Source organism: Xanthomonas sp. F4 (genome assembly GCF_011761895.1).
In genome coordinates this window covers 12,379-38,683 of record NZ_JAASQX010000011.1, presented here as the reverse complement: position 1 = coordinate 38,683, position 26,305 = coordinate 12,379, and the positions used below count along the sequence as shown (strand labels likewise).

The window sequence follows — 26,305 nt, the reverse complement described above, 5'->3', positions numbered from 1 at the left end:
GAGCGACTGGACTTCCCACACCTCCTCCGATGATCAGTCGGAAGACATGACGCCTGTTTAAGGGCGACAGGTCCAGATACAAGGAGCGGCTTCAGCCGCGACGGGCTTTCCCGATGAGGCCCGTCGCGGCTGAAGCCGCTCCTACGAGGCAATAGTTCCTCCAACTCCGCCGCCGAATGTGCTCTCGATAGCCCTGGCACCAACCCGCGCAAGCGCCCCGGCGCGCCGCAGGCATAGCTTTGCTGCACTGCGTTCGGCGACACTGCCGGGCTTGTCACTCCCGTCCATGAGGCCCGCATGTCGTTCCTGTTCCGGCGCAAGTCGCTCGACCTGGTCACCGTCCACGAGGCCGGCCGCCGGCTGGTGCCGTCGCTGAGCTGGCCGCACCTGGTGGCGCTGGGCATCGGCGCGATCGTCGGCACCGGCATCTACACCTTGATCGGCGTCGGCGCGCAGTTGGCCGGTCCGGCGGTGCTGGTGTCGTTCGCGGTGGCCGGGGCGATCTGCGCCTGCGCGGCGCTGGCCTATGCGGAGATGGCGACGATGATGCCGGCCGCCGGCAGCGCCTACACCTACAGCTACGTCGCGCTGGGCGAGGCGATCGCCTGGGTGGTGGGCTGGAGCCTGATCCTGGAGTACTCGCTGGTGGTCAGCACGGTGGCGGTGGGCTGGTCCGGCTACTTCGTCGGCTTCCTGCACTGGGCCAGCGCGCAGACCGGCATGGACCTGAACCTGCCGGCGGCGCTGACCGCCGGGCCGCACGCCGGCGGCATCGTCAACCTGCCGGCGGTGCTGATCACCTTCGCCGTGGCCGGCCTGCTGATGGCCGGCACCAAGGAGAGCGCCACGCTCAACGCGGTGCTGGTGGTATTGAAGCTGATCGCGCTGGGCATCTTCGTGGCGGTGGCGCTGCCAGCGTTCAACAGCGCCAACCTGCATCCGTTCATGCCCTACGGCTTCCCCAAGACGGTCGGCGCCGATGGCGCCGCGCACGGGGTGATGGCGGCGGCGGCGATCATCTTCTTCGCCTTCTACGGCTTCGATGCGATCTCCACCGCCGCCGAGGAAACCAAGAACCCCAAGCGCGACCTGGCGATCGGCATCGTCGGCTCGATGATCGGCTGCACCCTGATCTACATCCTGGTGGCGCTGGCCGCGGTCGGCGCGATGCGCTACGACGTGTTCGGCGCCAGCGCCGAGCCGCTGGCGCTGATCCTGCGCGAGCTCGGCCACGGCAAGGCGGCGGCGGCGATCGGCGTGGTCGCAGTGATCGCGCTGCCCACGGTGCTGCTGGCGTTCCTGTACGGGCAGAGCCGGATCTTCTTCGTGATGTCGCGCGACGGCCTGCTGCCGCGCGGACTGTCCAAGGTCAACGCACGCACCGGCACGCCGGTGGCCACCACCCTGTTCACCGCGGCGCTGGTGGCGGCGCTGGCCGGCGTGGCGCGGCTGGACGAAATCGCCGCACTGGCCAATGCCGGCACCCTGGCCGCCTTCATCGCCGTGGCCGCGTGCATGCTGGTCCTGCGCCGCCGCGAACCCGGCCGCACCCGCACCTTCCGCACGCCGCTGGCGTGGGTGGTCGGGCCGCTGGCGATCGGCGGCTGCCTGTATCTGTTCTGGAGCCTGCCGCACACCACCCAGATCTGGTTCGCACTGTGGAACGCGCTGGGCGTGGTCGCCTACCTGCTGTACGGCCGCCGCAACAGCCTGCTGCAGCGCGCGCCGCAGACGCCACGATGAGTCCGGGCTTCCAGGCGGCGCTGGCACGGCACATCGCCAGCGCCTACGCCCGCCAGCAGGCGCTGGCCGACGTGCTGGGCGAGCGCGACTGGCGCGTGGACCTGGGCGAAGGCCGGGTGCGCTTCGGCGAGGATCTGTCGTTTCCGCTGCAGTTGCTGGGCACCGCCGCCGAGGCCAGCGCCAGCTGGCTGTGGGCCTGGGCCAATACCGCCAGCAACCTGCCGCCGGCCTTGCTGACCGAAGCGCAAGCACTGCGCATGCACGGCGAGCGCGAAGGCATCGAAGAGCTGGCCACGCCGTCTTCGGCGCTGGACGAGGACGGCGGCCACCACATCGCCCTGCTCGCCGGCGCCCTGCGCGGGCGCTGCTACTACCGCGCGCCGTACGATGGCGGCGCGCTGTTCTTCCTGCTCGAGGACGTGCCGGCCACGGTGTTCGCGCCTTGCGACGACGCCCGCGTGCTACGTCTGCTCGGGGAACTGCCGATGCAGTTCACGCTCGACCACCGCGTCATGAGCGAAGGCCTGCTCGGGGATCAGGGCTATGCGCTGCAGCGCCACGCCGCGCAGACCGTGGCGACCCGCGGCAACACCCGCATCGTGCTGGAGTTCGATGCGCAGGCGCGGCTGACCCGCGTGCAAGGCCAGCTGGCCCCGGCGCCGGCCGCCGCCGTGGTCACGCCAACGCCGGTACCGGCCTGGCAGTTCTGGAAACGCAAGCGCTGAACGCGGCGGCGGCGCATCGCACCTGCGCGCCGCCGCGCCCGGCCATTACCACCAACGCACGCCTTCGAACGGGTTCCAGCTGACGCTGCCCTTGCGCTGGTCGAGGTAATAGGCGTAGTTGGCGGCCATGCCGACCAGCACCGAGTAGGCGAATCCCAGGCCGCGACCGACTGCATCGGGCAGGAACGCCGCGATGATGCCCACCGCCAGCGAGATGCCGATCAGTCCCAGCGCCTTGCGCCACATGCCGAGGATGAAGAAGTAGATGAAGCCGAAGAACAGCGCGAAGAAGTTCATGTTGATCTTCAGCCGTTCCATGAACGGCAGCGCCTTGAACGCGGCCTTGTACTCGGGCGTGGACGGTCCGCCGTAACGGTCGAAGAAATCAAAGCGGAACTGCCACTTCGGGCTGAGCGGAGCGCGTTGCGGGAGATTGGGCGTTTCCATGGTTATGAGCATCCGTGTTGTAAACGTTTTCAGTTTACCTGAACGGGGCAGCGCGCGCCAAATGGGCGCGGACTGGAGCACCAGTTTTGTGCAGGCAGATTGCCCGGGATTCGGGATTCGGGATTGGCTACAGCGAGGCTAGCGCCGACGCCACACCTGGCCCGGGGCGGGCTTCCCTTCCTGCATTGCGATCGCCACCGGTCATCGGGTCGGGACTGAAGTCCCTCCCACAGGGGCTGACGTACCGCGAGCCAACGCCGCGGATTCCAGCGCGCCGCCAAGCCGAGCCTATTGCGCAGGCCGCTATTGCGCCCGGGAGCCGCCCAAGCGCTGGCCCAGCGCGATCGCCGCGGCCACGTTGCGCGCCGCCTGGCGCAGGGCGTCCGCGGCGTCGGCCAGGGCGGCCTCGCGCGTGGCCACCCGCTGCACCGCGCCGAACAGCGCGTCGATCCCCTGCGCATGCAGGTCCGCCGCGCCCTCGCCCAGGCCGCCGGCGATGGCCAGCACCGGCACGCCATGGCGCCGGGCGATGCGGGCGAGGCCGACCGGGACCTTGCCCTGCGCGCTCTGCCCGTCCAGACGGCCCTCGCCGGTGACCAGCAAGTCGGCGCCGTCCAGGTGCGCTTCCAGACCCAGTGCCTGCGCGACGATCTCCACGCCCGGCCGCAGGCGCGCGCCGAGAAAGGCGACCAGGGCCGCGCCGATGCCGCCGCCCGCGCCGGCCCCGGGCAGCTGCGCCACCGCCACGCCCAGGGTGCGTTCGATCGCCGCGGCGTAGTGCTGCAACCCGGCGTCGAGCTGGGCGACCATCGCCGGCGTCGCGCCCTTCTGCGGCCCGAACACCGCCGAGGCGCCGGTCGGCCCGGTCAGTGGGTTGTCGACATCGCAGGCGACCTCGATGGTGCAGCCGCGCAGCCGCGGGTCCAGCCCTCCCATCTCGATGCGCGCCAGCGCACCCAGCGCCGCGCCGCCAGCCGCAAGGTCGCGGCCATGCGCGTCCACCAGGCGCACGCCCAGCGCCTGCACCATGCCGGCGCCGCCATCGTTGCTGGCGCTGCCGCCGATGCCGATCAACAGCCGGCGCGCGCCGGCATCCAGCGCGGCCAGGATCAGTTCGCCGACGCCGCGGGTGCCGGTCAAGCGCGGATCGCGCCGTTGCGGCGGCACCAGCATCAGCCCGCTGGCCGCCGCCATCTCGATCAGCGCGGTGCCGCCATCCTCGCTGAGGCCGAACTGCGCCGCGACCGGCGCGCCCAGCGGACCGGTCACCGTGCAGGCGACCCGGCGCCCACCGCCGCCGGCGACCAGCGCGTCCACGGTGCCCTCGCCGCCGTCGGCGAACGGCAGCAGCACGTACTGCGCCTCCGGGAATACGCTGCGGAAGCCGGCCGCGATCTGCGCGGCCGCCTGCGCCGCGGACAGGCTTTCCTTGAACGCGTCCGGGGCGACGACGATTTTCATGCGCGGCGCGCGGTCGTCAGCGTCGCGCGCACCCGCACCGGTGCGCTGCGCAGGAACCGCCGCTCGGCCCGGCACATGCGCCGCGCGCTAGTCCAGCACGCGGCAGAACACCGCCTTGAGGTAGCGCGATTCCTGCACGTGGGCCATGAACGGGTGGTCGGCGCCGGCACCGGCCACCTTCAGGATCTGGATGGTGCGGCCGGAGAAATAGGCGGCGCGGCGCAGCATGTCCAGGAACTCGTGCTCGGCGACCAGGCCGGTGCAGGAGAAGGTGGCGAACAGCCCGCCCGGCGCGACCACGCCCAGCGCCAGCTTGTTCATGTCCAGGTATTTCTTCAGCGCCGGGATCACCTGGTCGCGGTCGCGGGTCATCTTGGCCGGGTCCAGGATCACCACGTCGTACCGGTCGCCGCGCGCGGCGGCATCGCGCAGGTACGGGAAGATGTCGGCCTGCACGAACTTGGGCCGCACGTCGTTGAGGCGGGCGTTGCCCTTGGCGATCTCGATCACGTCCTCGTCGATGTCCACGCCGACCACTTCGGTGGCGCCGCGGACCTTGGCGTAGACCGCGAAGCCGCCGGTGTTGCAGCACAGGTCGAGCACGCGCTTGCCCTCCACCTGCTGGCTCAGCCACTGCCGGTTCTCGCGCTGGTCGGCGAAGAAACCGGTCTTGTGCGCGCCGGCCGGATCGGCGCGGAAGCGCACGCCGTATTCGCTGATGATCGCCGGCTCCGGGCGCTCGCCGCTGCTGGACACCGGCCGGTAGTCGAAGCTCTCCTGCTTCTGCACGTGCTCCTCGGCGAAGCTGTAGAAGCGCGCGCCGGGGAACTGCGCGCGCAGCGCGGCGTAGATCCACTCGCGGTGGCGGAACATGCCGGCGCTGAAGAATTCCACCACCAGCAGGTCGCCGTAGCGGTCCACCACCAGCCCGGACAGGCCGTCGCCCTCGGCATGCACCACGCGCCAGGCGTCGCTGACCGCGTCCAGCTTGAGCACGTCACGGCGCAGCGACACCGCCTCGGCGATCTTGCGCGCGAACCAGGACTCGTCGACGGCGATGTCGGGATTGGTCTCGAGAATGCGCACGGCGATGCGCGAGTGGCCGTTGTAGAAGCCGCGGCCGATCCAGTCGCCATCCACCCCGACCACGTCCACCAGCGCGCCCGGCTTGGGCTTGGCGGCGGGTTTTTCGACCAGTTTCTGGAAGATCCAAGGATGGCTGGAGCGCCAGGCGTTCTTGAGGCGGACTACGGGCAGGGGACTATTCATGAATGCCATTGTAGCCGCCCCGATTGACGGCACCGCCGGCAGCGGCAAGAATGCGCGCAGAAGGGGAGTAGCTCCCGACGTTGTCGCCGTCAATTCGAGCCCGCGGGCTCCGGTGCAACGGCAGCCGGTTCATCGGCTGCGAGCGAGACCTTCGCCGCAGTGGCGAAGGCACCCTCTGGACGACATCCGTCGTCTCCGTCCGGAACGCCTCCGCCACCGCGGCCCCGAGGTTCCCTGTTCACTGACGGAAAATTCCCAATGGAAACGATAGGCAACGTGTGGTTGTGGGGCGGTTTCGCGATCGTGGTGATCGTGGCGCTGCTGGCGGACCTGGTGCTGATGCGCCACGGCGGTCCGCACAAGGTCACCTTCAAGGAAGCGCTGTGGTGGAGCATCGGCTGGATCGCGCTGGCGCTGGCGTTCAATGGCGGCCTGTGGTGGTACCTGCGCGAGACCATCGACGTGGCCACCGGCAACCGCCTGGGCCTGGAGTTTCTGACCGGCTACCTGGTCGAGAAGTCGCTGGCGGTCGACAACATCTTCGTGTTCCTGATGATCATGAGCTACTTCGCGGTGCCGGAGGAGCAGCGCCAGCGCGTGCTGGTGATCGGCGTACTCGGCGCGATCGTGCTGCGCGCGGTGATGATCTTCGCCGGTTCGGTGCTGCTGACCAAGTTCCACTGGCTGCTGTACGTGTTCGGCGCGTTCCTGCTGCTGACCGGCATCAAGATGTGGTTCTCGGCGGGCAAGGAGCCTGACCTGGAAGCCAACCCGGTGCTGCGCTTCATGCGCAAGCATCTGCGCCTAACCCCGCAGTACCACGGCAACGCGCTGAGCGTGACCCAGGAAGGCAAGCGCTGGTTTACCCCGCTGTTCGCGGTGCTGATGCTGATCGCGATCACCGACGTGATCTTCGCGGTGGACAGCATCCCGGCGATCTTCGCGATCACCACCGACCCGTTCATCGTGCTGACCTCCAACGTGTTCGCGGTGCTGGGCCTGCGCGCAATGTTCTTCCTGCTGGCCGGCATGGCCGACCGCTTCCACCTGCTGCCCTACGGCCTGGCGATCGTGCTGGTGTTCATCGGCACCAAGATGCTGATCATCGACCTGTACAAGATCCCGGTGCTGGTGTCGCTGCTGGCGGTGGCGGTGGTGATCGGCGCGACCATCGTGCTGAGCCTGCTGCGCCCGGCCAAGCCGGCGCACTGACCCGGCACTGGCACCGCGGCCGCGGATTGTCCCGCGGCCGCGGCCAGTCCCTCCCACCGGCGGCGCCTTGCCTTGCAGGCCGGGCGCCGCCATCCAGGGAGCATGGACACCTCTTCGCTCCCCTCGCCCGCGCCCGAGTCCGATACGCAGGGCCGCTTCGACCGCGCGCGGATCCTGCGTGCGTTCAATGCCAGCCTGGCCTTTGTGGCGGTACTGGTGGCGGTGTTCGCCAGCCAGGGCCTGTTCGACTGGCGGCCCTGGGCGGTCGCGCCGCACACGGCCGCCGGCCTGCTCGGCGTGCTCACCGCGCCGCTGCTGCACGGCTCGCCGGAGCACCTGGGGGCCAATGCCGGCGCACTGCTGATCCTGGGCACCCTGGCCGGCAGCGTGTATCCGCGCGCCACCCTGGCCGGGCTGCCGTTGCTGTGGCTGGGGTCGGGCCTGGGCGCCTGGTGGCTCGGCGACCCCGGCAGCCATCACCTGGGCGCCAGCGGCGTCGCCCACGGCCTGCTGTTCCTGGTGTTCGTGCTGGCGCTGTTGCGCCGCGACCGCGCCGCGATCGCCGCCAGCATGATCGCCTTCCTGTTCTACGGCGGCATGCTGGTGACGGTATTGCCGCACGAGGACGGGGTGTCGTGGCAATCGCACCTGGGCGGTGCGGTGGGCGGCGTGGTCGCCGCGCTGCTGCTGCGCCATCGCGATCCGCTGCCGCCGCGCAAGCGCTACAGCTGGGAGGACGAGGACGACGCGGACGAGATCCTCGTCGCCGACGGCGAACTGGAACCGCCGCCGCCGACCCAGGTGCCGGTGCTGTGGCAACCGCCGCCGGTGTCGCGCGGGGTGGTGCTGCGCTTCCCGCCGCGCGAGGAGCGTGACGGGGGCTGAGCATGACAATGCGTAGGAGCGGCTTCAGCCGCGACCGGACTTGCCGCGTGGAACCCGGTCGCGGCTGAAGCCGCTCCTACAGCAAAGCGCGTCCAGCGAAGGACACCGTCGCAGGCGACGCTCGCCCCGCCACGCGCCGTACACTGACCGGTCCGCCGTCGCTATCCGAGTTCGCATGCCCGTGTCGCCCGCCTGTCGTGTCCGCTCCATCGCCGTGGTGCTGGCGCTCGCCCTGGCCGCGTGCAACGGCCCCGCGCTGCGTGCGCCGTCGCCTGCAGCGGACAAGGCCGTGGGCTATCTGCCGGCCACCGCGGTCCCGGACAGCCTGCAGCTACTGCCGGCGCCGCCGGCGGCCGGCTCGCCAGGCGAGGCGCTGGACCTGGGGGTCAACCGCGAGGCGCTGGCCCTGCGCGGCAGCGCGCGCTGGCAGCAGGCCGCGCGCGATGCCGATCTGAGCTTCCCGAACGGCGCCGGCCAGTTCGCGTGCGCGCTGGGCGTGGCGATCGATGCGCAGCACACCCCGCACCTGTACACCCTGCTGGAGCGCAGCCGCATCGACACCAGCGCCGCCACCAAGGCGGCCAAGCGCCAGTACCAGCGCGCGCGGCCGTTCCTGCGCAACCAGCAGGCGGTGTGCACCCCGGGCGATCTCGACGACCTGCGCCAGAGCGGTTCCTATCCGTCGGGACACAGCGCCATCGGCTGGGCCTGGGCGCTGATCCTGAGCGAGATCGCGCCCGAACGCGCCGATGCGCTGATCGCGCGCGGCCGCAACTACGGCGAGAGCCGGCTGGTGTGCAACGTGCACTGGCAGAGCGACGTGCTCGCCGGCCGCTTCATGGGCGCAGCCACGGTGGCGCGGCTGCACGACGACCCGGACTTCCGCGCCGACCTGGCCGCGGCACGCGGCGAGATCGCCGCCGCGCGCGCGGCCGGGCGCGCGCCGGCCAGCGACTGCGCCGCGGAGGCCGACGTCCTGCAGGTGCGCCCGGCCAGCGCGCTGTAGCAACGCCTATCGGTGCGCGGCCCGCGCGCCGAGGACGCATCCATGGACGATCCGCCGGACAGGCAGCGTGTGCATCCGGCCACCGCGTCGAGGTGACGCTTGCCCCACGCCTGCGCCCGCGGCGGCCACCGGGCGCTGCCTGCGCGGAGCCACGCTGCCTGCGCCGCGCCGCTGCGGCCCCCTGCCTTTGGACAGATGCGAACGGTCCGGGACGGCAGGCTAGACTCGCCGCCACTACCCGCCAAGGACCTGCACCCATGACCCAGTGGTACTTCCTGACCGGCAGCGAACAGACCCGCTCCGGCCCGTTCGACGATGCCGACGCAGTCGCCTTCGCCCGCAACAACCCCACGGCGCTGGCCTGGTGCCAGGGCCAGAGCGGCTGGCTCCCGGTGGCGCAGATCGCCGCACTGCAGGGCGGCGCGGCCTTCCTGCCGCCGGGCCTGCCGCCGCCGCCGGCCGCGGGCGGCCGCGCCGACGAGATCGACTACCGCATCGTCGGCCACGAGATGCAGTTCGTGGAGATCGAGCTGGACCCGGGCGAGAGCGCGGTGGCCGAGGCCGGCGCACTGATGTTCAAGGACGCGGCGGTGCAGATGGACACCGTGTTCGGCGACGGCTCTGGCGGCAACCAGAGCGGCCTGATGGGCAAGCTGCTGTCGGCGGGCAAACGCCTGGTCACCGGCGAGAGCCTGTTCACCACCGTGTTCACCCACCAGGGCCAGGGCAAGGCCAAGGTCGCCTTCGCCGCGCCCTACCCCGGCACGGTGCTGGCGATGAAGCTGGACCAGCACGGCGGCCGCCTGATCTGCCAGAAGGACAGCTTCCTGGCCGGCGCGCGCGGGGTGTCGCTGGGCATCCACTTCCAGCGCAAGATCATGACCGGGCTGTTCGGCGGCGAAGGTTTCATCATGCAGAAGCTCGAGGGCGACGGCTGGGTGTTCGTGCACGCCGGCGGCTGCGTGATCGAGCGCGAGCTGGCCGCCGGCGAGCGGCTGGACGTGGACACCGGCTGCGTGGTCGCGTTCCACTCCTCGGTGGACATGGACGTGCGCCCGGTCAGCGGCATCAAGAGCATGTTCTTCGGCGGCGAAGGCATGTTCCTGGCCACCCTGACCGGCCCCGGCAAGGTGTGGCTGCAGTCGCTGCCGTTCTCGCGCCTGGCCGGGCGCATGTTCGCCGCCGCGCCGCAGGGCGGCGGGCAGAACCGCGGCGAAGGCTCGGTGCTCGGCGGCTTCGGCCGGATCCTGGACGGCGACAACAACTTCTGAGGCAGCATGCTTAGCCCCTCTCCCCCCGGGAGAGGGGTTGGGGTGAGGGTACGGGCGCGCAGCGCCTCGCAGCATCAGGAGCACAGGCGCCCACACCTCCGCTGAAGCGCAGGTAGCACCCGTGGCATGACCTCCGGTCGTGGGCGGTGCAGGAGGATGCGGCTATGCTCGCGCCGGCTCCTTCCTCCTGTCCGCGACGCTTCCATGACCGTGTTCCGTTCCCCGCGCCTGTTGCTGTCCCTGTCCCTGTTCGGCCTGCTTGCCGCCTGCGGCGGCGAGCCCAAGCCGGCGCCGCCGGCCCCGGTGGTGAACGGACCGGCCCCGTCGCCAGCGGCCAAGCCGCTGCGCATCGGCATCGCCCTGGGCGGCGGCGCGGCCAAGGGTTTCGCCCACATCGGCGTGATCAAGATGCTGCAGGCCAACGGCCTGGAGCCGACGGTGGTGTCCGGCACCAGTGCCGGCAGCGTGGTCGGCGCGCTGTACGCCAGCGGCATGGACGCGTTCCAGATGCAGCAGGCGGCGGTGGCGCTGGACGAGAGCAGCATCCGCGACATGCGCCTGTTCTCCGGCGGCCTGGTCCAGGGCCAGGCGCTGCAGGACTATGTCAACGCGCAGCTCAAGGGCAAGCCGATCGAGAAGCTAGCCAAGCCGTTCGCCGCGGTCGCCACCCGCCTGGAAGACGGCGAGCGCACGGTGTTCGTGCGCGGCAATGCCGGCCAGGCGGTGCGCGCGTCCAGCAGCATCCCCGGCGTGTTCGAGCCGGTGACCATCGGCAAGTTCCATTACGTGGACGGCGGCGTGGTCAGCCCGGTACCGGTGGACGCCGCACGTCAGCTCGGCGCCGACTTCGTCATCGCCGTGGACATCTCCAGCAAGGCCAGCGGCAAGAACCCGGGCAGCATGCTCGGCACCGTCAACCAGTCGATCGCGATCATGGGCCAGCGCCTGGGCCAGCAGGAACTGGGCCGCGCCGACATCGTGATCCGGCCCAAGGTCAACGACATCGGCGCGGCCGACTTCGCCCAGCGCAACGCCGCGATCCTGGAAGGCGAGAAGGCCGCATTGGCGGCGATGCCGCAGATCAAGGCCAAGCTGGCGCAACTGCAGCAGCAGCGCGCGGCCGCCGCAGCCGCGGCGGCAAAGGCCGCGCAACCGGCGCCACCGCCGTGCGAACCGCCATCGCGCCTGGGCCGCCTGCTGCGCCGCGACGATCCCTGCAAGCCGAAGGACTGAGGCTTGCTCCCCTCTCCCACCGGGAGAGGGGCCGGGGGTGAGGGTCCGGGCGCCAGGGGCCTCTACACGAACGCCCCTCGCCGGCTCATCCAACCTGGGGCTCATGTCGAGGCCACAGGTACCTTCAGCCATCCGCGCTGCGGACCTGATCGCAGCGCCACAGGGTTCGCTTCGCTCAGATCCGCGGCACCGCCGCACTCTGCCGCTGCGCGTCCTGCTGGTGTACATCCTGCTGCATCGCGACTTGCTGCGCCTGGACCAACGCCTGCTGCCGATCGAACTCGGCAAGCCGCTCAAAGGACTGCGCTACCGGCGTGCGGATCGCTTCTTCGGTGGACATGTGGGCGCGCACGTGCGCCGGATCCTTCGGATCGCCCTGCACGACGAACACCCGCTCGCCCGGCTGCGCCGTGCGCCCTTGCTCGCTCAACAGCACGTGATCCACTCGCTGCAGACCGTTGCGTGCGGCCAGGTCGGTGACGCTGGCCGCCATGCAGGCGCTGTCCGCATCGGGGATGCGTCCCAACTGCCGGTCCAGCGCCTGGGTGCCGGCGGCACACTGCTGGTACAGCGCATGGCGCGGATGGCCCGGCTCGGTGGGATCGGACATGTGCGCGGCCTGCGCGACCGCCGGACCCGCCTGGACCGGATCGGCCTCGGCCAGCGTCTGCGGGCTGCGCAGGATCGGCTGGTGGCGATACGGATCCTCGGGATGGAAATGCTCGCGGAATTGCTGGCGCTCCAGGCGCAGCGCACGGGTCTCGTCGAGTTCCCGGATCTGCTGCGGGTCGCGCACCGGCTGGGCGATGGTCTGCTCGCCACCGGACACCCAATTGGTCCACTGCCCGGTTCGCGCATCGCGCTCGTAATAGAAGCTCTGTGCACCGATCCGGTCCGGATCGGTGATCGGCCGCGCTTCGTGCGCGAGTAGGCGCGCGGCGGTCATGCGTGTGGTGTAGGACACCACATCGAGTTGCGCGTCGTCGTACTTGCGTACGTCGTTCAACGTGGCGCCTGCACGATCCAGGCCCAGCGCGGAGTTGTCGAGCATCATCGACCAGACCTTTTCCGCCTCGGGCTCACCGCCATGGCGGCGCGCGGCGTCGAGCAGCTCGCGTGGCGTCCAGCCGTTGGGATTGATGTGGTGCTTCTGAAAGGTGGCGTCGTGGACGGCTTCGACGTCCTTGACTGGAAGATTCAGTGCTTGTGCGGGCTGGTCATTGTCAAAGTAGCTTCGCCGACTCTCGAAGTCGCGCTTCATCAGATCCACGCCGAATTCGTTCCACTGCCGTTCGCTCATTGCGACGCCATCGCTGCGTGCCTGGCTTTCGGCGAACGCGTTTGCGGTGGCGCCTGGCGCGTTATCGTTACGGACTACGCCGAGCGCGAGCAACCCATAGCCATCGTTGCCTTGCTTGTTTGCAAGGTAGTTCCAGTAAAGCTCCCGATTCCCCTGCCCGGCGTAGTAACCGAGAACCTCGATATCGCGCTTGTCCAGACCATTCATTTCCAGAGCTCCTTTGCCCTACGCCTGCAGAACTACCTGTTCTGCGTCTTATCCCGTGTCACCATGAACTTATCTAGATAGCTGCGGGCTGCATCCTCTATTCGTTTCCAGTCCGGCAATGCGGCGCGCACGTAGCGCACCTCCACGAGCGTACTGATCTCGGGAAGCGCGAAGATATGATGGCACTCTGGAAGTTCGGCGTCCTTGCTGCGCACCAGCTTGCCGTCTCGATACTCGACACCGGTTTCGGCGACCACATGCGAGGTACAGTTGATGAAGGTACGGATTTCGCCATCCGCATCCCGTTCGACATACCAATCGTCGTGTTCCTCCGCTTTGAACACGGGCGCCGACGCCTGGTATCCCTTTGCCTGGTAGTAGGCAAACACTTTCGGCAGGTCCGCATAGTAGGGGGTCAGCCCATACACCGGTCTTTGTTCGAGACGGCTTTCCAGATGCTCTGCCGGATTGTCCTTGTCTGCGGAATAGCCTGTATAGCGCCTGCGTAGCGCCTCATGGACATTCACCCGATCCAGATAGTGATACCCGATATCGACCGTCCGCGTCGACACATCCAGGCGCAGATGCGTGCGTTCGCCCGGCGCGAACGGCTGCAGCGACGGGTATTCCAGGTACAGGCCGAAACTGTCGTCGAAGTTCGGCCCCATCTGGTCGCCGAAGTAGTTGGCCGGAATGCGTAACTTGTACGGACCCAGGCATGCCTCCATCAGTGGCGGCGGCGTCTTGAACGGATCCTGTGGGCCGAGCTGGCGCTTTCGCACGCAGCCCTGGGCATTGGTGGAGGTGGACGCCGGCGTGTCGGCAGAGCCGGACTGGGCGCACCCTGCCAGGGGCAGGATGCCGGCAAGCAACAAGCACTGGGCCAAGCGCGTGGCGGGTCGCATCTGCATCCTCCAATGATGGCGGCGCAGTATAGACGCGCGGTGCCGGCCATCGGCACGCATCGCCACAGCGGCCACCGCCACAGCCATATCAGGCTGCGCGACGGGCGTCCTTGCCCGCCATGCGCCGCCGCTCAGTACCGCCAGCGCAACGTAAAGCTGACGAAACGCGGTTCGCCGTAGTTCTGGTAGTCCAGGTTGGCCCAGTACTTCTTGTTCAGCGCGTTGGTCACCGCCAGGGTCGCGGTCCACTGCGTGCTGAGCTGGTAGTTGGCATTGAAATGCACCAGCGCGTACGGATCCTGCACCACGGTGACCGGGCGCGTGGCGGCGCTGCCGTCGCCGAGCGGACGCTGGATGTTGTAGCCACGCACCGCGCTCTGCCAGCTCACGCCGCCGCCCAGGCTCAGGCGCTGCCAGGCGCCGGGCAGGCGCACCTGGGTGGACAGCTGCAGATAGTCCTCCGGCAGGTTGGCGTAGATCGCGTCGGTGGGCGCGCGGGTGACCTTGGCGTGGGTGTAGCCGGCATTGAGCGTCCAGCCCGGGCGCAATTCGCCGTTGTACTCCAGTTCCCAGCCACGGCTCTTGGTGCCGTCGATGCCGATGTAGGCCGAGCTGCCGTCGGGCAGCGAGGCTTCGGGCTGGGTCATGTCGCGCACCGCGTAGTTGTCCTGCTTGGCCTCGAACACCGCGGCGCTGAGCAGCGCGCGGCCGTCGGCCAGCTGCGCCTTGATGCCGGCTTCCAGGTTGGAACCCTGCACCGGCGCCAGCAGGTTGTTGTCCTTGTCCTTGTAGTTCTGCGGATTGAAGATCTCGGTGTAGCTGGCGTAGGTGGAGATGGCCGGGGTGATGTCGTAGACCAGGCCGACGTAGGGCGTGACCTCGTCGCTGACCCGGTAGCGGCCGCTGGTGCCGGTGTAGCTGCCGTCGGCCGCGAAGGCCTGGGTGCGGGTCTGCCAGGAACTCAGGCGCGCGCCGGCGATCAGCGACAGCGGCTCGGCCAGGCGCAGCCGGGTCGAGGCGTACACGCCGCGCTGGGTGGTGCGCGCCTCGCGCCGCGCACCGGTGCGGGCAGTGGTGATCTGGCCCACATCGCCCTGCCAGTCGTAGACGTTCGGGATGTAGTAGCAGCGCTCGCGGCCGCAGGTGGTCCAGTCGCCCGGATAGCGCAGCGCCAGGGTCGGCGTGTTCGACTGCAGGTCCTGCCAGCTGCCGCCGACGACCACATCGTGGTCGCGGCCGAACAGCGGGAAGCTGCCGGACAGGTACACGTCCAGGCCGTCGCGGGTGTCGGTGGTCTGCCCGGCGGCGGCGCGCAGGTAGATACCGCTGCCGTCGCGTTGGGGATAGCCGCTGCCGTAGACGCGCAGGTTTTCGACCTCGCCCTCGGTACGCGCCAGGTTGACCTTCAGCAGCCAGTTCTCGCCGAAGCGCTGTTCCAGATTGGCGAAGGTGGTGCGGGTGTTGCGCTGCCAGCGCGCCCACTTCGGCGCCAGGTTGGTGGAGCTGGGCAGGTCGGCGAAGCCGCCGTCGGCGAAGAAGTACGGCACCGTGCCCCAGGTCGAGCCGACTGGATCGTTGTCCTGGCGCTGGTAGCCGACGGTGACCGTGGTGGTGTCGGTGAGGTCGCCTTCCAGCACCGCCATGCCCGACATCTTCTGCTCGGTGTAGTGGTCGTAGTAGTAGTCGCGGTCCTGCCAGGCGGCGACGAAGCGGCTGCGGAAGCGGCCGTCGGCGGTCAGCGGCGCGGTGACGTCGGCCTGGGTGCGGCGGAAGTCCCACGTGCCCAGCGAGGCCGCGAACGACGCATCGAAGGTCTTGCCGGGGCGCTTGCGCAGCAGGTTGACCGTGGCCGAGGGAATGCCGGCGCCGCTGAGCAGGCCGTTGGCGCCGCGGATCACCTCGACGCGGTCGTAGAAGACCATGTCGTATTCCTGGTTGGTGGAGCCGCTGTAGGTGGGCAGGCCGTCGACCTGGAAGTCGGTGATCTGGAAGCCGCGCGCGAAGTACAGCGGACGCTGGGTGTCGAAGAAGGACACGTTGACGCCGGTGACGTTGCGCATCACGTCGTTGATGCTGAACAGCGATTCCTCTTCCAGCCGCTGCTGGCCCAGCACGCTCACCGACTGCGGCGTCTCCTGCAGCGTCAGCGGCAGGCGGGTGGTCGTCGACGGCTGCGCACGGCTCGGGCTGCCGCTGACCTCGACCTTGTCCAGCGTGGTCGGCTGCACGTCGGCGGCGACCTCGGCCTCTGCGGCGAACAACGGTGCCGAGGCGGCGGAGAGCGCGGACAGCACGGCGAGGGACAGCAGGCGGCGTGGAGCGGAGGGAAGCATGGATCGATCTCGCGGGGTGGGGCGCAGCGGCGACACGGTCGCGCCGCGGGTGGAGGAAAGGACAGGCGCAGCCGCGCTCCACGGCGGGGAAACCGGCGTGGCTGGCCCAAGAGGGCTGGCGGAGGGGCTGTGGCCATGGATGGCCGTCGCAGAACGCAAATGTAAATCGTTAGCAACAACTTAACAAGGGCTGCCATGCGCCGACACGCAGTGGCACACCCGGGTTCGGTCGCTAGCCGCGCGGCAACGGCAGGCCGGCGAAGTCCTTGACGGTACGCAGCACGAAGCTGGAATTGACGTCGGCGACGCCGGCGGCGTTGAGCAACTTGTCCAGCAGAAACGCGGAGAAGTGCGCCAGATCGCGGACGTAGACGTGCAGCAGGTAGTCCATGTCGCCGGTCAGCGCATGGCAGGCGACGACCTCGTCCCAGCCCTGCACGCTGTCGGCGAAATGGGCGATGCCGCTCTGGCCGTGCTTCTCCAACTGCACGCGGACGAAGGCCTGCAGGCCCAGGCCGATCGCCGCCGGCACCAGCCGCGCGGCGTAGCCGGCGACCACACCCTCGGCCTCCAGCCGCTGCACCCGGCGCAGGCAGGCCGAGGGCGACAGGTTCACCTGTGCGGCCAGTTCGGCATTGCTGGCGCGGCCCTGCCGCTGCAGCAGGGCGAGCAGGCGCAGGTCGGTGCGGTCGAAGGTCGGTGTTCCGGTCATTTATTGCTCTGCAACATGGAATATACGCAACAATCTTGCGCGCAGTGCGTGGATCCCTGCAACTTCGCAAGCCCATTGCGTGGCTGCGCGCCTACCATCGTGGCATCCCTTTCCGGAGCGTCGACCATGGACACCGCACCGCGCCGCGTCGAACACCAGCAGACCGACAAGGGCTACGTGCCGGTCTACACCACCGCCGTGGTGACCCAGCCATGGGACAGCTACAGCGCCGACGACCACGCCACCTGGGGCACGCTGTACGCGCGCCAGCGCGAGTTGCTGGTCGGCCGCGCCTGCGACGAGTTCCTGCAGGCGCAGGACGCGATGGGCATGAGTCCGCAGGCGATCCCGCGCTTCGACGCGCTCAATGCGGTACTGCAGGCGACCACCGGCTGGACCCTGGTCGGCGTCGAGGGGCTGCTGCCGGAGCTGGACTTCTTCGACCACCTGGCCAACCGCCGCTTCCCGGTGACCTGGTGGATCCGCCGTCCCGAGCAGATCGACTACATCGCCGAACCGGATCTGTTCCACGACCTGTTCGGCCACGTGCCGCTGCTGATGAACCCGCTGTTCGCCGACTACATGCAGGCCTACGGTCGCGGCGGGGTGAAGGCGCATGCGATCGGCCCGGAGGCGCTGCAGAACCTGACCCGGCTGTACTGGTACACGGTGGAGTTCGGCCTGATCGACACGCCGAACGGCCTGCGCATCTACGGCGCCGGCATCGTCTCGTCCAAGGGCGAATCGCTGTATTCGCTGGAGTCGGACGCGCCCAACCGCATCGGCTTCGACCTGCAGCGGATCATGCGCACCCGCTACCGCATCGACACTTACCAGAAGACCTACTTCGTCATCGACAGCTTCGAGCAGCTGATGCAGGCGACCTCGCCGGACTTCACCCCGATCTATGCGGCGCTGGCCGACCAGGCGCATCTGCCGGCCGGCCAGGTGCAGCCGCAGGACCGCGTGTTCCATGCCGGCAGCGGCGAAGGCTGGGCGGACGGCGGCGACGTGTGAGGTGCGGCCATGCCCGTCTCCGCCGAACCTGACGGAGACGGGCATGGCGCAGGGTCAATCGGTGCCGTACTTCGGGTTGTAGGGTCCGTACAGCAGACCACCAGGGTGGCCGGCGGACAGCAGACGCTGGCTGGCCACGTTACCCATCTGATGCCCCTGGTCGGTGACCTGGTTGACGACCTGATTGATCGCCGCCGTCACCAGCATCCCGACCAGGCCGCCACCGGCGTTGTTCTGATTTTCGCCGCTCGACGCCTGTGCCTGGCCCTGCCACAGCACCGTCCCGGTGCGCAGATCCACCAGCTTGGCGTTGGCTGAAACCACCACCACACTGTTGATGATCTGATACACGGCCCCGTACTTTTCCACGGTGATGTACAGGGCCGCGTCGGCTCCGAAGATCTCGCGCAGCTTCTCCGGCGCGACCGCCTGGGCCTCGTCGGCCACCGTGATGCCGTTCTGCTTGAAGGTCTCGTAGACCGGCGCCACCGGCAGCACGTAGTAGCCGGCTTCGGCCAACGGCAGCGTGGTCACCGACAGCACGCTCAGGCTGGCGTTGATATCCGGGGCATGGCTGACCGGCGGCAGGACCAGGATCGACCGCGGCTTGCTGGCCTTGTACGCGCTGTAATCCCGGGACATCGGCTGCGTCGCGCAGGCGCTCAGCAGCAGACCGAGCACGGCCACGCAGGCCATTCTTGCGACGTTCTTCATTGCGCGCTCCTCGCGTTGCTGCCGTTCTTCAACAGCAGATCGATGTACGTGGTGGACTCGGGGTACTGGGCCTTCTCGGCGAGGAGCTGCTGCTGGGCCTTGGCATCGTTGCCGGTTTCCGCGTACAGCATCCCCAGGTGCGCCTGCAGTCCCGGCGGCGGCCTGCGATTGGCGGCCTGCATCACCTGCAGGTCCTTTTCCAGCGCCTGGATCTGCTGCTCCGGGCTATCGCCCTTGAAGTGGCTGTAGACCTGATCCTGGTAGCTGCCCCACTGGTAGAGCGATGCGTTCTGGTGAGCGCAGCCGACCAGCGCGAGCATGGCGCAGGCGCCGAGCCAGATCCGCTTGCGGACGTTGATGGTGTTCATGGGCGAGGGTCCGTTGCGGGTCACTTGACCGGCTTCCATGCGCCGGCGTCGACCGCGGTGGTGAGATTGTTGACGGCCTCGCGGATCGCCAGATCCAGGACTTTGCCGTTGAGCGTGGAGTCGTAGCTGGAGGTCCCGCCGAAACCGACGATCTCGCGATTGGACAAGGTGTACTCGCCACCACCCTGCACCGAATACACCACTTCGGACGTCGCGCTATCGACCACGTTCAGGCTGACCTTCGCATAGGCCTGCTGCTGCTTGCCGCGACCGAGAATGCCGAACAGCTGCGTATCGCCGGTCTCCTTGCGGCCGAACTCGGTCACGTCGCCGGTAATGACATAGTCGGCGCCCTTGAGCTGCTGCGCCTGCCCCTTGATCTGGGCTTCCTGCTTGATCTCGCCCATGTTGTCGCGATCCAGCACGCGGAAGCGATTGGTCTGTTGCAGGTGGGTGATCAGGATGGTCTTGGCCTGGCTGCCCAGACGATCCGCGCCATCGGAAAACAGGCCGCGCATGAAGGACGAGCGATTGTCGAACTTGCCCACCGCGATCGGCGCGCGTGCGCCGGCGTAGGGCACGCTGGCCGCCGCCACGGTCTGCGGCTTGACGCTCTGATGGGTTTCGGTCGCGCAAGCCGCCAGGCCCAACGCAAGCGCCAACCCCATGGTCCCCTTGATCACACTGTCCTTCATCGACTACCCCTTGTTGATACAGCTACGAGAAAAATGCATCGCCAGCGGCTCTGCCCTTGCCCAGCGTCGCCGCATGCCACACGCATGCGCGCACCGCGTGCATAGGACGCGATGCGTGCCATCGGCGAGAGGGAGAGAACAGGCACAGCGGAAGATTGATGTCGCTCCATGACCCTCCTGCGCAGGGCAGGGAAAGAAAAATCCATGTCGTCCCGCGACGCAGCGGGACCCAACTAGGTGACGGGTATCGGCGGGGTCACCTGAAACTTTAGGCGTGTTTTGCAGGCGCGTCGCGATGCCCCAGGACACGGACAGCGCGTCCTCGCGTCGCCGCACAGTCAGGCCGGGCCGCTGCGGCGGCTGGCAGCTGCGACAAGCTGCACCGCGACACGGATCGGCCGGTACACGTCGGCAAATCGGCAATGCGCCGATCCCGGCGCCACCGATGGCGCACCTACGCTGCGCAGCGAGCGAGATCGGTGCGCCACGACGCGGTCACCCCGGATTCCCGGACGCTCCCGCCCAACACCTGTTGGCGGTCCTGTGCGTCGGGAGACTCCTCATGCTCATTTATGTCGGCCTGAACGGCGATCAGGCGGATCAGCGCGGCGCCAAGCTGAAGGCCTTGCAATCCCACTTCGGCGAGACCCAGTCGCACGCGTTGACCATGCTCGACGCGACATCGCTGTCGCCCAGCAACAAGACCCGCGGCAAGCGCCTGGTGATCAATTCGCACGGCAACGTCAACGTCTTTGCCGGGCTGACGCCGGAGGCGTTCCTGCAGCAACTGCTGGCCAAGGGGCTGGGCAAGGAGTCGTTCGAGGAGATCGTGCTGATGGCGTGCCAGGTCGGTGCGCAGAGCCAGACCAACTCCATCGCCAACAACTTCGCCAAGGACCTGAAGCGGCTGCTGGTCGGCCACGGCATCCTGGCCAAGCTGTACGCGCCGCGCGGCACGTTGACCTACCTGGTGCACACCGAGCAGAAGCTGGGCCAGACGTTCTACGTGGTGGACAGCATGCATATCGCCTGCCCGGAGCGGAACTATCCGCTGGCGGAAGGCCTGCTGCTGGTGCAGTAAGTCCGCATGCAAACGCCCCGCAGGTGCGGGGCGTTTGGCGGACACGCGACCGGGCGAATGCGCCCGGGTGTCTCTGCGACCTCAGGCCGCGGCCGCGTCGGCCTTGCCCAGCACGCCAGCGACGAAGGCGCGCAGGTCGGCGTCCTTGGCGTTGTCGAAGAAGCACTGCTGGAAGCGCGCGCCGCCCGCGGCCTGCTTGACCAGTTCCGGGTCCAGCGCACGCAGGCCGTCCAGGTAGGACTTGGCCAGGGCCTGCTTGACCTGGGTCAGGATGCCGGCGTTGGCCTGCTGCGATTCGCGACGCTCGGCCGGGTAGCCCATGCCGCGCTCGCCGCTGAAGGCCTTCTCGAAGATATAACGCACGTTGATTTCCGCGCCCCAGCCGTAGCCCTTGGCGAAGGCCAGCGCCAGCGCGTTGCCGTTGTTGACCTGGGCGAACAGGTAGGCGTCGGTGGGTTCGATGCAGTAGCCGCAGAACACGCCCGGGTGCGCGTTGAGCGACATCATCGCGCCCTGGCCGGTGCCGCAGCCGGCGACCACGAAGTCCACCGCGCCGGCGTTGAGCAGCAGGCCGGCGCAGATGCCGAGGTGGATGTAGGTCAGGCGGTGGTCGGCGTCGCCGTCCATGCCGACGTTGAACACGCTATGGCCCTGCGCGGCGGCGACGTCGTTGAGCTGCTGCAGGATCACCGGGTTCTTGGCGGCCTGGCTGAACTCGTTCATTAGAGCGATTTTCATGGGGGTCCTTTGGTGGGGGTTTGGGTGATGGGGAGGTTTGGCTGGGATGGTTCGGCGGCGGGCGTACCCCCATCCGCCCTGCGGGCACCTTCCCCCGGTGGGGGAAGGGAAAGGCCACGCGCTCTGCTTAGCGGGCGAGCCAGCCGCCGTCGACCGGGATCACGGTGCCGTTGACGTAGTCCGAGGCGCTGCTGGCCAGGAACACCGCGGTGCCGCCCAGGTCTTCCGGCACGCCCCAGCGGCCGGCCGGGATGCGGTCCAGGATCGCCTGGTTGCGCGCGGCGTCGGCACGCAACTGCGCGGTGTTGTCGGTGGCCATGTAGCCGGGGGCGATGGCGTTGATGTTGACGCCCTTGGCGCCCCACTCGTTGGCCAGCAGGCGGGTGATGCCGGCGATGCCGGACTTGCTGGCGGTGTAGGACGGCACGCGGATGCCGCCCTGGAACGACAGCATCGAGGCGATGTTGATGATCTTGCCGCTGCCCTGGGCGATGAAGTGGCGGCCGGCGGCCTGGCACATGAAGAAGGCGGACTTGATGTTGACGTTCATGACGTCGTCCCAGTCCTGCTCGCTGAAGTCCACCGCGTCGGCGCGGCGGATCAGCCCGGCGTTGTTGACCAGGATGTCGAGGCGGCCGAGGCCGGCCAGGGTCTCGTCGAGGATGCGCTGCACCGGCGCGATGCTGATCAGGTTGGCCTCGATGGCGAGGAAGCGCCGGCCCAGTGCGGTGACCTTGGCCTCGGTCTCGGTCGGCGCCTGGATGCCGGCGGCGGCGATGTCGGCGCCGGCCTGCGCCAGGGCCACGGCGATGCCTTGGCCGAGGCCGGTGTTGGCGCCGGTGACCAGGGCGACCTTGCCTTCGAGACTGAACGGATGGGTCATGCGGGGGCTCCTAGAGGATGCGAACGGCGGGGACGGTGGCGGGGCACGGCGCGGACGGCGGCCTACTTGAGTTGGCAGATGTCCAGCACGTGCATGTCGGTGTAGTCGAGGTTCTCGCCGCCCATCGCCCAGATGAAGGCGTAGTTGGCGGTACCGGCGCCCATGTGGATCGACCACGGCGGCGACACCACCGCCTCGTTGTTCTGCACCACGATGTGGCGCTGCGCGTCCGGCTCGCCCATGAAGTGGTACACGCGGTCGTTGGCGCCGAGGTCGAAATAGAAATAGACCTCGCTGCGGCGATCGTGCAGGTGCGGCGGCATGGTGTTCCAGACGCTGCCCAGCTTGAGCACGGTCAGGCCCAGCAGTAACTGCGAGGACTGGCAGGTGGCCGGCACGATGTACTGGTAGATGGTGCGTTCGTTGCTGGTCTCCAGCGCGCCGCGGTCCAGCGCCACCGCCTCGGCGATCGACAGCCGCTTGGTGGCGAAGCGCGCATGCGCCGGGGTGGAGGCCAGGTAGAACTGCGCCGGCGTGGCCGCGTCGTCGGAGGCGAACACCACCTCGACGCTGCCCATCGCCACGTACAGACCGTCCTTCGGTCCCAGCGGATACGCGGTGCCGTCGACGGTGACGGTGCCGCTGCCGGCGCCGACGTTGATCACGCCCAGCTCGCGCCGCTCCAGGAACGGGTGGCCGGCGGCCGAGGCCGGCTCGGTCTGCGCCGGCAGCGTCAGCGCCCGTGTGCGCGGGGCGGCGCCGCCGAGCACGAAGCGCTCGTAGTGGGTGTACTTCAGGGTCACCGCGTCGTCCACGAACAGGCCGTCGAGCAGGTACAGGTCGCGCAACTGGTCGTTGCTGGCGCCCTTGATCGCGTCGGGATGGGTGGCGTAGTGGGTCTTGCAGTACAGGGACATGGGCTTCTCCAGTGCAGGCGACGGCATGCGGCAGCCCGCCACGGAGGACAGTCTAGCGGGTCTGGTAAACCGGTGTCATTCCGCAGTGCACGAAGGGCCGGGATTGGGGATTCGGGATTGGGGATGGACAGCACTGCGCCGCCGGGCGGCGCAGCGGCTCAACGCGGCAGCGGCTGGCCGACGTCGATGCGGTTGCCGTCGGGGTCGGCGAAGACGAAGCAGCGCAGGCCGAAGTCGGCATCGCGGATCGCCTTGATGATGCGCACGCCCTGGGTCTGCAGGTGGTCGTGCAGCGCCGCCGCGTCGTCGACCAGCAGATGGGCGACGTTGCTGGTGTTGCCGCGGTGGCCGGGGCGCAGGGTCAGATGCAATTCGGCGTCGTCCTTCTTCAGGATCACGAAGCCGACCGGGCTGCCGTTCTGGAACACGCTGCGGAACCCTAGCCGTTCCGTGTAGAAGGCGACGGCGCGGGCGATCTCGGCGACGGGCACGGTCGGCGCCAGGCGGCCGAAACGGACCGCGACGGCGGCAGGGACAGGGGACGACATGGCGAAGGCTCCTCGCAGGAAGGCCGCGTGGGTCCGCCCGGGCGGTGCCGGAACGGAACGGGCCTTCGATGGGCGGAGCGGTGTCCGCACGGTCGGCGGGCAGTCTACACCCGCCGCGCCGTGCTCAGTCTTCCGGCGGCTGGCAGGAGTCGCGCACGATCAGGTGCGGGCGCACGCTGGCCACCGCCAGCGACGGCGTGCCCTCGGGCTGGATCAGCATCGCCGCGGCGGTGCGGCCGGTGTCGCGGGTGTGGCGGCGCACCGAGGTCAGCGACGGCCACAGCCGCGAGGCCAGCGGGCTGTCGTCGTAGCCGATGATCGAGAGCTGGCGCGGGATGTTGATGTTGGCGCGCAGCGCGACCTTGTACACGCCGGCGGCCATTTCGTCGTTGCCGGTGAAGATCGCGCTGGGGCGCTGCTTGCCCAGCAGCAGCTTCTCCGCCGCGGCCACGCCCGATTCGAAGGTGTAGCCGGCCTCGACGATGCGCGCCGGCGGCAGTTCGATGCCGCGCCGGGTCAGCGCGTCGATGAAGCCGGCGGTGCGCTCGTGCGCGGAGCGGTAGGCGCTGGGGCCGGTGATCAGGGCGATGTCGCGGTGGCCCAGCGACAGCAGGTAGTCGGCGGCCTCGGCGGCGCCGTCGCGGTCGTGGGTGACCACCATCTGCGAGGTGTCGTCCAGCGGCAGCGAGGCGATACGGGTGTAGCGCACGCCGATGCCGGCGAGCATGTCGGCCAGCGCCTGGTCCTCGGAGGCGCGCGGCACCAGGATCACCCCGTGCAGCTTCTGCTGCTGCACGAAGCGGCGCACGCCCTCGATGTAGCCGGGGCTGCGGCTGTCGCACGGGTGCACCACCAACTCGAAGCTGGAACCGCGGAGCGCGTCCAACGCGCCGTACTGCATGTCCACGATGTACTGCGCGGTGGGGTTGTCGTAGACCATGCCGATCAGGAACGAGCGGCGGAACGCCAGGCCGCGCGCCAGCGGGTCCGGCGCGTAGCCGACCTCGCGCATCAGCGCCTCGACCTTCTCGCGGGTGTCTTTGCGCACCAGCGGCGAGTTGTTGATGATCCGCGACACGGTCTTCTTCGACACCCCGGACAGGCGCGCGATGTCGTTGATCGTCGCGGCCTTGCCGTGGGCGGAAGCGGGGGCATCGGCGGGACGGGGCTTGTTCGGCGCCATGGACGGAAGACCGGACGAAAGAAAGGGGATTCTACTGGGTGTCATGCTCGCTCCAGCGTACGGTCACGCAAGCGGTGTAGGCGCACCACCCCGGCGCCGGGCCGCGAGGCGCCGACGCCGGCAGCGGCGCTCGGCGCGAACGGCCCGCAGTCGCCGCCGGGCCGGATCAGGCGCGCAGCGCGCGCGGCAGCCACAGCGACAGCTCCGGGAAGAACGCCACGATCAGCAGCACGCACAGCGCCGCCAGCCAGAACGGCCAGATGGTGCGCATGCTCTGGGCGACGGTGATCTGCCCGATCGAGGTGCCGATGAACAGCACCGAGCCCACCGGCGGGGTGATCAGGCCGATGCCGCCGGCCAGCACCATCACCAGGCCGAAATGGATCGGGTCGATGCCGTAGGCCTTGGCCACCGGCAGGAAGATCGGCGTGCAGATCAGGATCTTCGGCGCCAGGTCCATGAACATGCCCAGCAGCAGCAGCATCACCACGATCATCAGCAGCACGGTGTGCTGGCTGTGGGCGATGGACTGCAGGAAGTGCACCGCCGCCGTCGGCACCTGCAGGTAGGCCAGCAGCCAGCCGAACACCGCCGCGGTGGCGATCACGAACAGGATCACGCCGGTGGTGCGCGCGGCGTGCGTCACCGCGGCGAAGAACTCGGCCCAGCGCAACTGCCGGTACAGCAGCGCGGTGACCAGCAGTGCGTACACCACCGCGATCGCCGCGCTCTCCACCGCGGTGAAGATGCCGGCGCGGATACCGACGAAGATCAGCGCGACCAGGCCCAGGCCCGGCAGCGCGCCCACCAGGCGCAGCGCCACTGCGCGCCAGCCCGGGAACGCCTCGGTGCCGTAGCCGCGCGAGCGCGCCACCGCGTAGCCGGTGAGCATCATCGCCGCGGTCATCAGCAGCGCCGGGACGATGCCGGCGGCGAACAGGTCGGCGATCGACAGGCCGCCACCGGCCGCGGCCGAGAACAGGATCAGGTTGTGCGAGGGCGGCACCAGCAGCGCCACCAGCGCCGCGGTCATGCTCACGTTGACCGCGTAGTCGCGGTCGTAGCCGCGGTTGATCATCTGCGGAATCATGGTGCCGCCGACCGCCGAGACGTCGGCGATGGCCGAGCCGGACACGCCGCCGAAGAACAGCGAGGACAGCACGCTGACCTGGCCCAGGCCGCCGCGCATGCGCCCGACCAGCGAGGAGGCCAGCGCGATCAGGCGGTCGGAGATGCCGCCGCGCAGCATCAGTTCGCCGGCGAAGATGAACAACGGGATCGCGATCAGGGATGCCGAGCCGCTGCCGGCGGAGATCTGCTGCACCAGCACCACCGCCGGCAGGTCCAGGTACAGCAGCGTGGCCAGCGCCGCCGTGCCCAGCGCGTACGCCACCGGCACGCCGATCAGCAGCAGCACCACGAACAATCCCAGCAGGATGGCGATGGCCATGC

General features: G+C 69.1%; 25 protein-coding genes. 9 read left to right on the top strand and 16 right to left on the bottom strand.

Translation table 11 applies throughout. The annotated features are described in order from the left end of the window. The first annotated feature begins 297 nt into the window (after positions 1-297). Positions 298-1,743 (top strand): amino acid permease, encoded by a 1,446-nt coding sequence (locus tag FHR66_RS20810; protein ID WP_160968559.1) that lies wholly within the window; start codon positions 298-300, stop codon positions 1,741-1,743. Next, positions 1,740-2,468: a DUF6882 domain-containing protein gene (locus FHR66_RS20805; protein WP_160968561.1), complete on the top strand. Its 729-nt coding sequence runs from the start codon at positions 1,740-1,742 to the stop codon at positions 2,466-2,468. The genes FHR66_RS20810 and FHR66_RS20805 overlap by 4 nt, the downstream gene beginning before the upstream one ends. 45 nt (positions 2,469-2,513) lie before the next feature. Here FHR66_RS20805 and FHR66_RS20800 read toward each other — a convergent pair whose 3' ends face one another. From FHR66_RS20800 to FHR66_RS20790, 3 genes are all read right to left on the bottom strand, one after another. Beyond that, complete coding sequence (locus FHR66_RS20800; protein ID WP_160968563.1) at positions 2,514-2,915, bottom strand: DUF2628 domain-containing protein; 402 nt, start codon at positions 2,913-2,915, stop codon at positions 2,514-2,516. Positions 2,916-3,218: 303 nt separating this feature from the next. Then, entirely contained in the window at positions 3,219-4,376 is a 1,158-nt protein-coding gene (locus tag FHR66_RS20795) for a glycerate kinase (RefSeq protein WP_160968565.1), read from the bottom strand. 87 nt (positions 4,377-4,463) lie between these two features. Continuing rightward, positions 4,464-5,645, bottom strand: coding sequence for a class I SAM-dependent rRNA methyltransferase (locus tag FHR66_RS20790; RefSeq protein ID WP_160968567.1), 1,182 nt, complete (start codon positions 5,643-5,645; stop codon positions 4,464-4,466). A 258-nt stretch (positions 5,646-5,903) separates the two neighbouring features. On the opposite strand from FHR66_RS20790, the gene FHR66_RS20785 reads away from it, so the two are divergent. The 5 genes from FHR66_RS20785 (at position 5,904) to FHR66_RS20765 (ending at position 11,252) form a co-directional block, all read left to right on the top strand. Beyond that, positions 5,904-6,857 (top strand): TerC family protein, encoded by a 954-nt coding sequence (locus tag FHR66_RS20785; protein ID WP_160968569.1) that lies wholly within the window; start codon positions 5,904-5,906, stop codon positions 6,855-6,857. 102 nt (positions 6,858-6,959) lie between these two features. Then, positions 6,960-7,742 carry a rhomboid family intramembrane serine protease gene (locus tag FHR66_RS20780; RefSeq protein WP_160968571.1) on the top strand — a complete coding sequence of 261 codons (783 nt, stop codon included), beginning with the start codon at positions 6,960-6,962 and terminating at the stop codon, positions 7,740-7,742. Positions 7,743-7,917: 175 nt separating this feature from the next. Continuing rightward, positions 7,918-8,748 (top strand): acid phosphatase, encoded by an 831-nt coding sequence (locus FHR66_RS20775; protein ID WP_160968574.1) that lies wholly within the window; start codon positions 7,918-7,920, stop codon positions 8,746-8,748. Positions 8,749-9,005: 257 nt separating this feature from the next. Then, positions 9,006-10,019, top strand: a complete 1,014-nt coding sequence (locus FHR66_RS20770; protein ID WP_160968576.1) for a TIGR00266 family protein — start codon at positions 9,006-9,008, stop codon at positions 10,017-10,019. 204 nt (positions 10,020-10,223) lie between these two features. Next, complete coding sequence (locus FHR66_RS20765) at positions 10,224-11,252, top strand: patatin-like phospholipase family protein (RefSeq protein ID WP_160968578.1); 1,029 nt, start codon at positions 10,224-10,226, stop codon at positions 11,250-11,252. Between the two features lie 175 nt (positions 11,253-11,427). On the opposite strand, the gene FHR66_RS20760 is transcribed toward FHR66_RS20765, so the two are convergent. The 4 genes from FHR66_RS20760 to FHR66_RS20745 all read right to left on the bottom strand — a co-directional run bounded on the left by FHR66_RS20760 (position 11,428) and on the right by FHR66_RS20745 (position 16,709). Continuing rightward, positions 11,428-12,759, bottom strand: coding sequence for an XVIPCD domain-containing protein (locus FHR66_RS20760; RefSeq protein WP_167088075.1), 1,332 nt, complete (start codon positions 12,757-12,759; stop codon positions 11,428-11,430). 32 nt (positions 12,760-12,791) lie between these two features. Further along, positions 12,792-13,664: a hypothetical protein gene (locus tag FHR66_RS20755; protein WP_167088077.1), complete on the bottom strand. Its 873-nt coding sequence runs from the start codon at positions 13,662-13,664 to the stop codon at positions 12,792-12,794. A 131-nt stretch (positions 13,665-13,795) separates the two neighbouring features. Further along, complete coding sequence (locus tag FHR66_RS20750) at positions 13,796-15,997, bottom strand: TonB-dependent siderophore receptor (RefSeq protein ID WP_160968582.1); 2,202 nt, start codon at positions 15,995-15,997, stop codon at positions 13,796-13,798. 232 nt (positions 15,998-16,229) lie between these two features. Beyond that, on the bottom strand, positions 16,230-16,709 hold the full coding sequence (locus FHR66_RS20745; protein WP_160968584.1) for an Lrp/AsnC family transcriptional regulator: 480 nt from the start codon (positions 16,707-16,709) through the stop codon (positions 16,230-16,232). Positions 16,710-16,835: 126 nt separating this feature from the next. Here FHR66_RS20745 and phhA point away from each other — a divergent pair, with 126 nt between their 5' ends. Further along, positions 16,836-17,726, top strand: a complete 891-nt coding sequence (gene phhA, locus FHR66_RS20740) for a phenylalanine 4-monooxygenase (RefSeq protein WP_160968586.1) — start codon at positions 16,836-16,838, stop codon at positions 17,724-17,726. A 54-nt stretch (positions 17,727-17,780) separates the two neighbouring features. Here phhA and FHR66_RS20735 read toward each other — a convergent pair whose 3' ends face one another. The 3 genes from FHR66_RS20735 to FHR66_RS20725 are packed head-to-tail and all read right to left on the bottom strand — an operon-like array spanning position 17,781 to position 19,503. After that, positions 17,781-18,440: a DUF799 domain-containing protein gene (locus FHR66_RS20735; protein ID WP_167088073.1), complete on the bottom strand. Its 660-nt coding sequence runs from the start codon at positions 18,438-18,440 to the stop codon at positions 17,781-17,783. Continuing rightward, a complete protein-coding gene (locus tag FHR66_RS20730; RefSeq protein ID WP_160968588.1) occupies positions 18,437-18,808 on the bottom strand; it encodes a DUF4810 domain-containing protein in 372 nt (123 codons plus the stop codon). Before FHR66_RS20730 ends, FHR66_RS20735 begins: the two co-directional genes overlap by 4 nt. Before the next feature lie 20 nt (positions 18,809-18,828). After that, complete coding sequence (locus FHR66_RS20725; protein WP_160968590.1) at positions 18,829-19,503, bottom strand: CsgG/HfaB family protein; 675 nt, start codon at positions 19,501-19,503, stop codon at positions 18,829-18,831. Between the two features lie 562 nt (positions 19,504-20,065). On the opposite strand from FHR66_RS20725, the gene FHR66_RS20720 reads away from it, so the two are divergent. Further along, positions 20,066-20,584 carry a hypothetical protein gene (locus tag FHR66_RS20720; protein WP_160968592.1) on the top strand — a complete coding sequence of 173 codons (519 nt, stop codon included), beginning with the start codon at positions 20,066-20,068 and terminating at the stop codon, positions 20,582-20,584. A gap of 81 nt (positions 20,585-20,665) precedes the next feature. Here FHR66_RS20720 and FHR66_RS20715 read toward each other — a convergent pair whose 3' ends face one another. From FHR66_RS20715 to FHR66_RS20690, 6 genes are all read right to left on the bottom strand, one after another. Further along, entirely contained in the window at positions 20,666-21,322 is a 657-nt protein-coding gene (locus tag FHR66_RS20715) for an RpiB/LacA/LacB family sugar-phosphate isomerase (protein ID WP_160968594.1), read from the bottom strand. A gap of 127 nt (positions 21,323-21,449) precedes the next feature. Next, a complete protein-coding gene (kduD, locus tag FHR66_RS20710; protein ID WP_160968596.1) occupies positions 21,450-22,205 on the bottom strand; it encodes a 2-dehydro-3-deoxy-D-gluconate 5-dehydrogenase KduD in 756 nt (251 codons plus the stop codon). Positions 22,206-22,267: 62 nt separating this feature from the next. Then, positions 22,268-23,122, bottom strand: coding sequence for a 5-dehydro-4-deoxy-D-glucuronate isomerase (kduI, locus tag FHR66_RS20705; RefSeq protein ID WP_160968598.1), 855 nt, complete (start codon positions 23,120-23,122; stop codon positions 22,268-22,270). A gap of 158 nt (positions 23,123-23,280) precedes the next feature. Further along, positions 23,281-23,670, bottom strand: a complete 390-nt coding sequence (locus tag FHR66_RS20700; protein WP_160968600.1) for a VOC family protein — start codon at positions 23,668-23,670, stop codon at positions 23,281-23,283. A 124-nt stretch (positions 23,671-23,794) separates the two neighbouring features. Further along, positions 23,795-24,853: a LacI family DNA-binding transcriptional regulator gene (locus FHR66_RS20695; RefSeq protein ID WP_010343057.1), complete on the bottom strand. Its 1,059-nt coding sequence runs from the start codon at positions 24,851-24,853 to the stop codon at positions 23,795-23,797. Positions 24,854-25,019: 166 nt separating this feature from the next. After that, a complete protein-coding gene (locus FHR66_RS20690; protein WP_160968604.1) occupies positions 25,020-26,303 on the bottom strand; it encodes a TRAP transporter large permease in 1,284 nt (427 codons plus the stop codon). Positions 26,304-26,305: the final 2 nt, after the last annotated feature.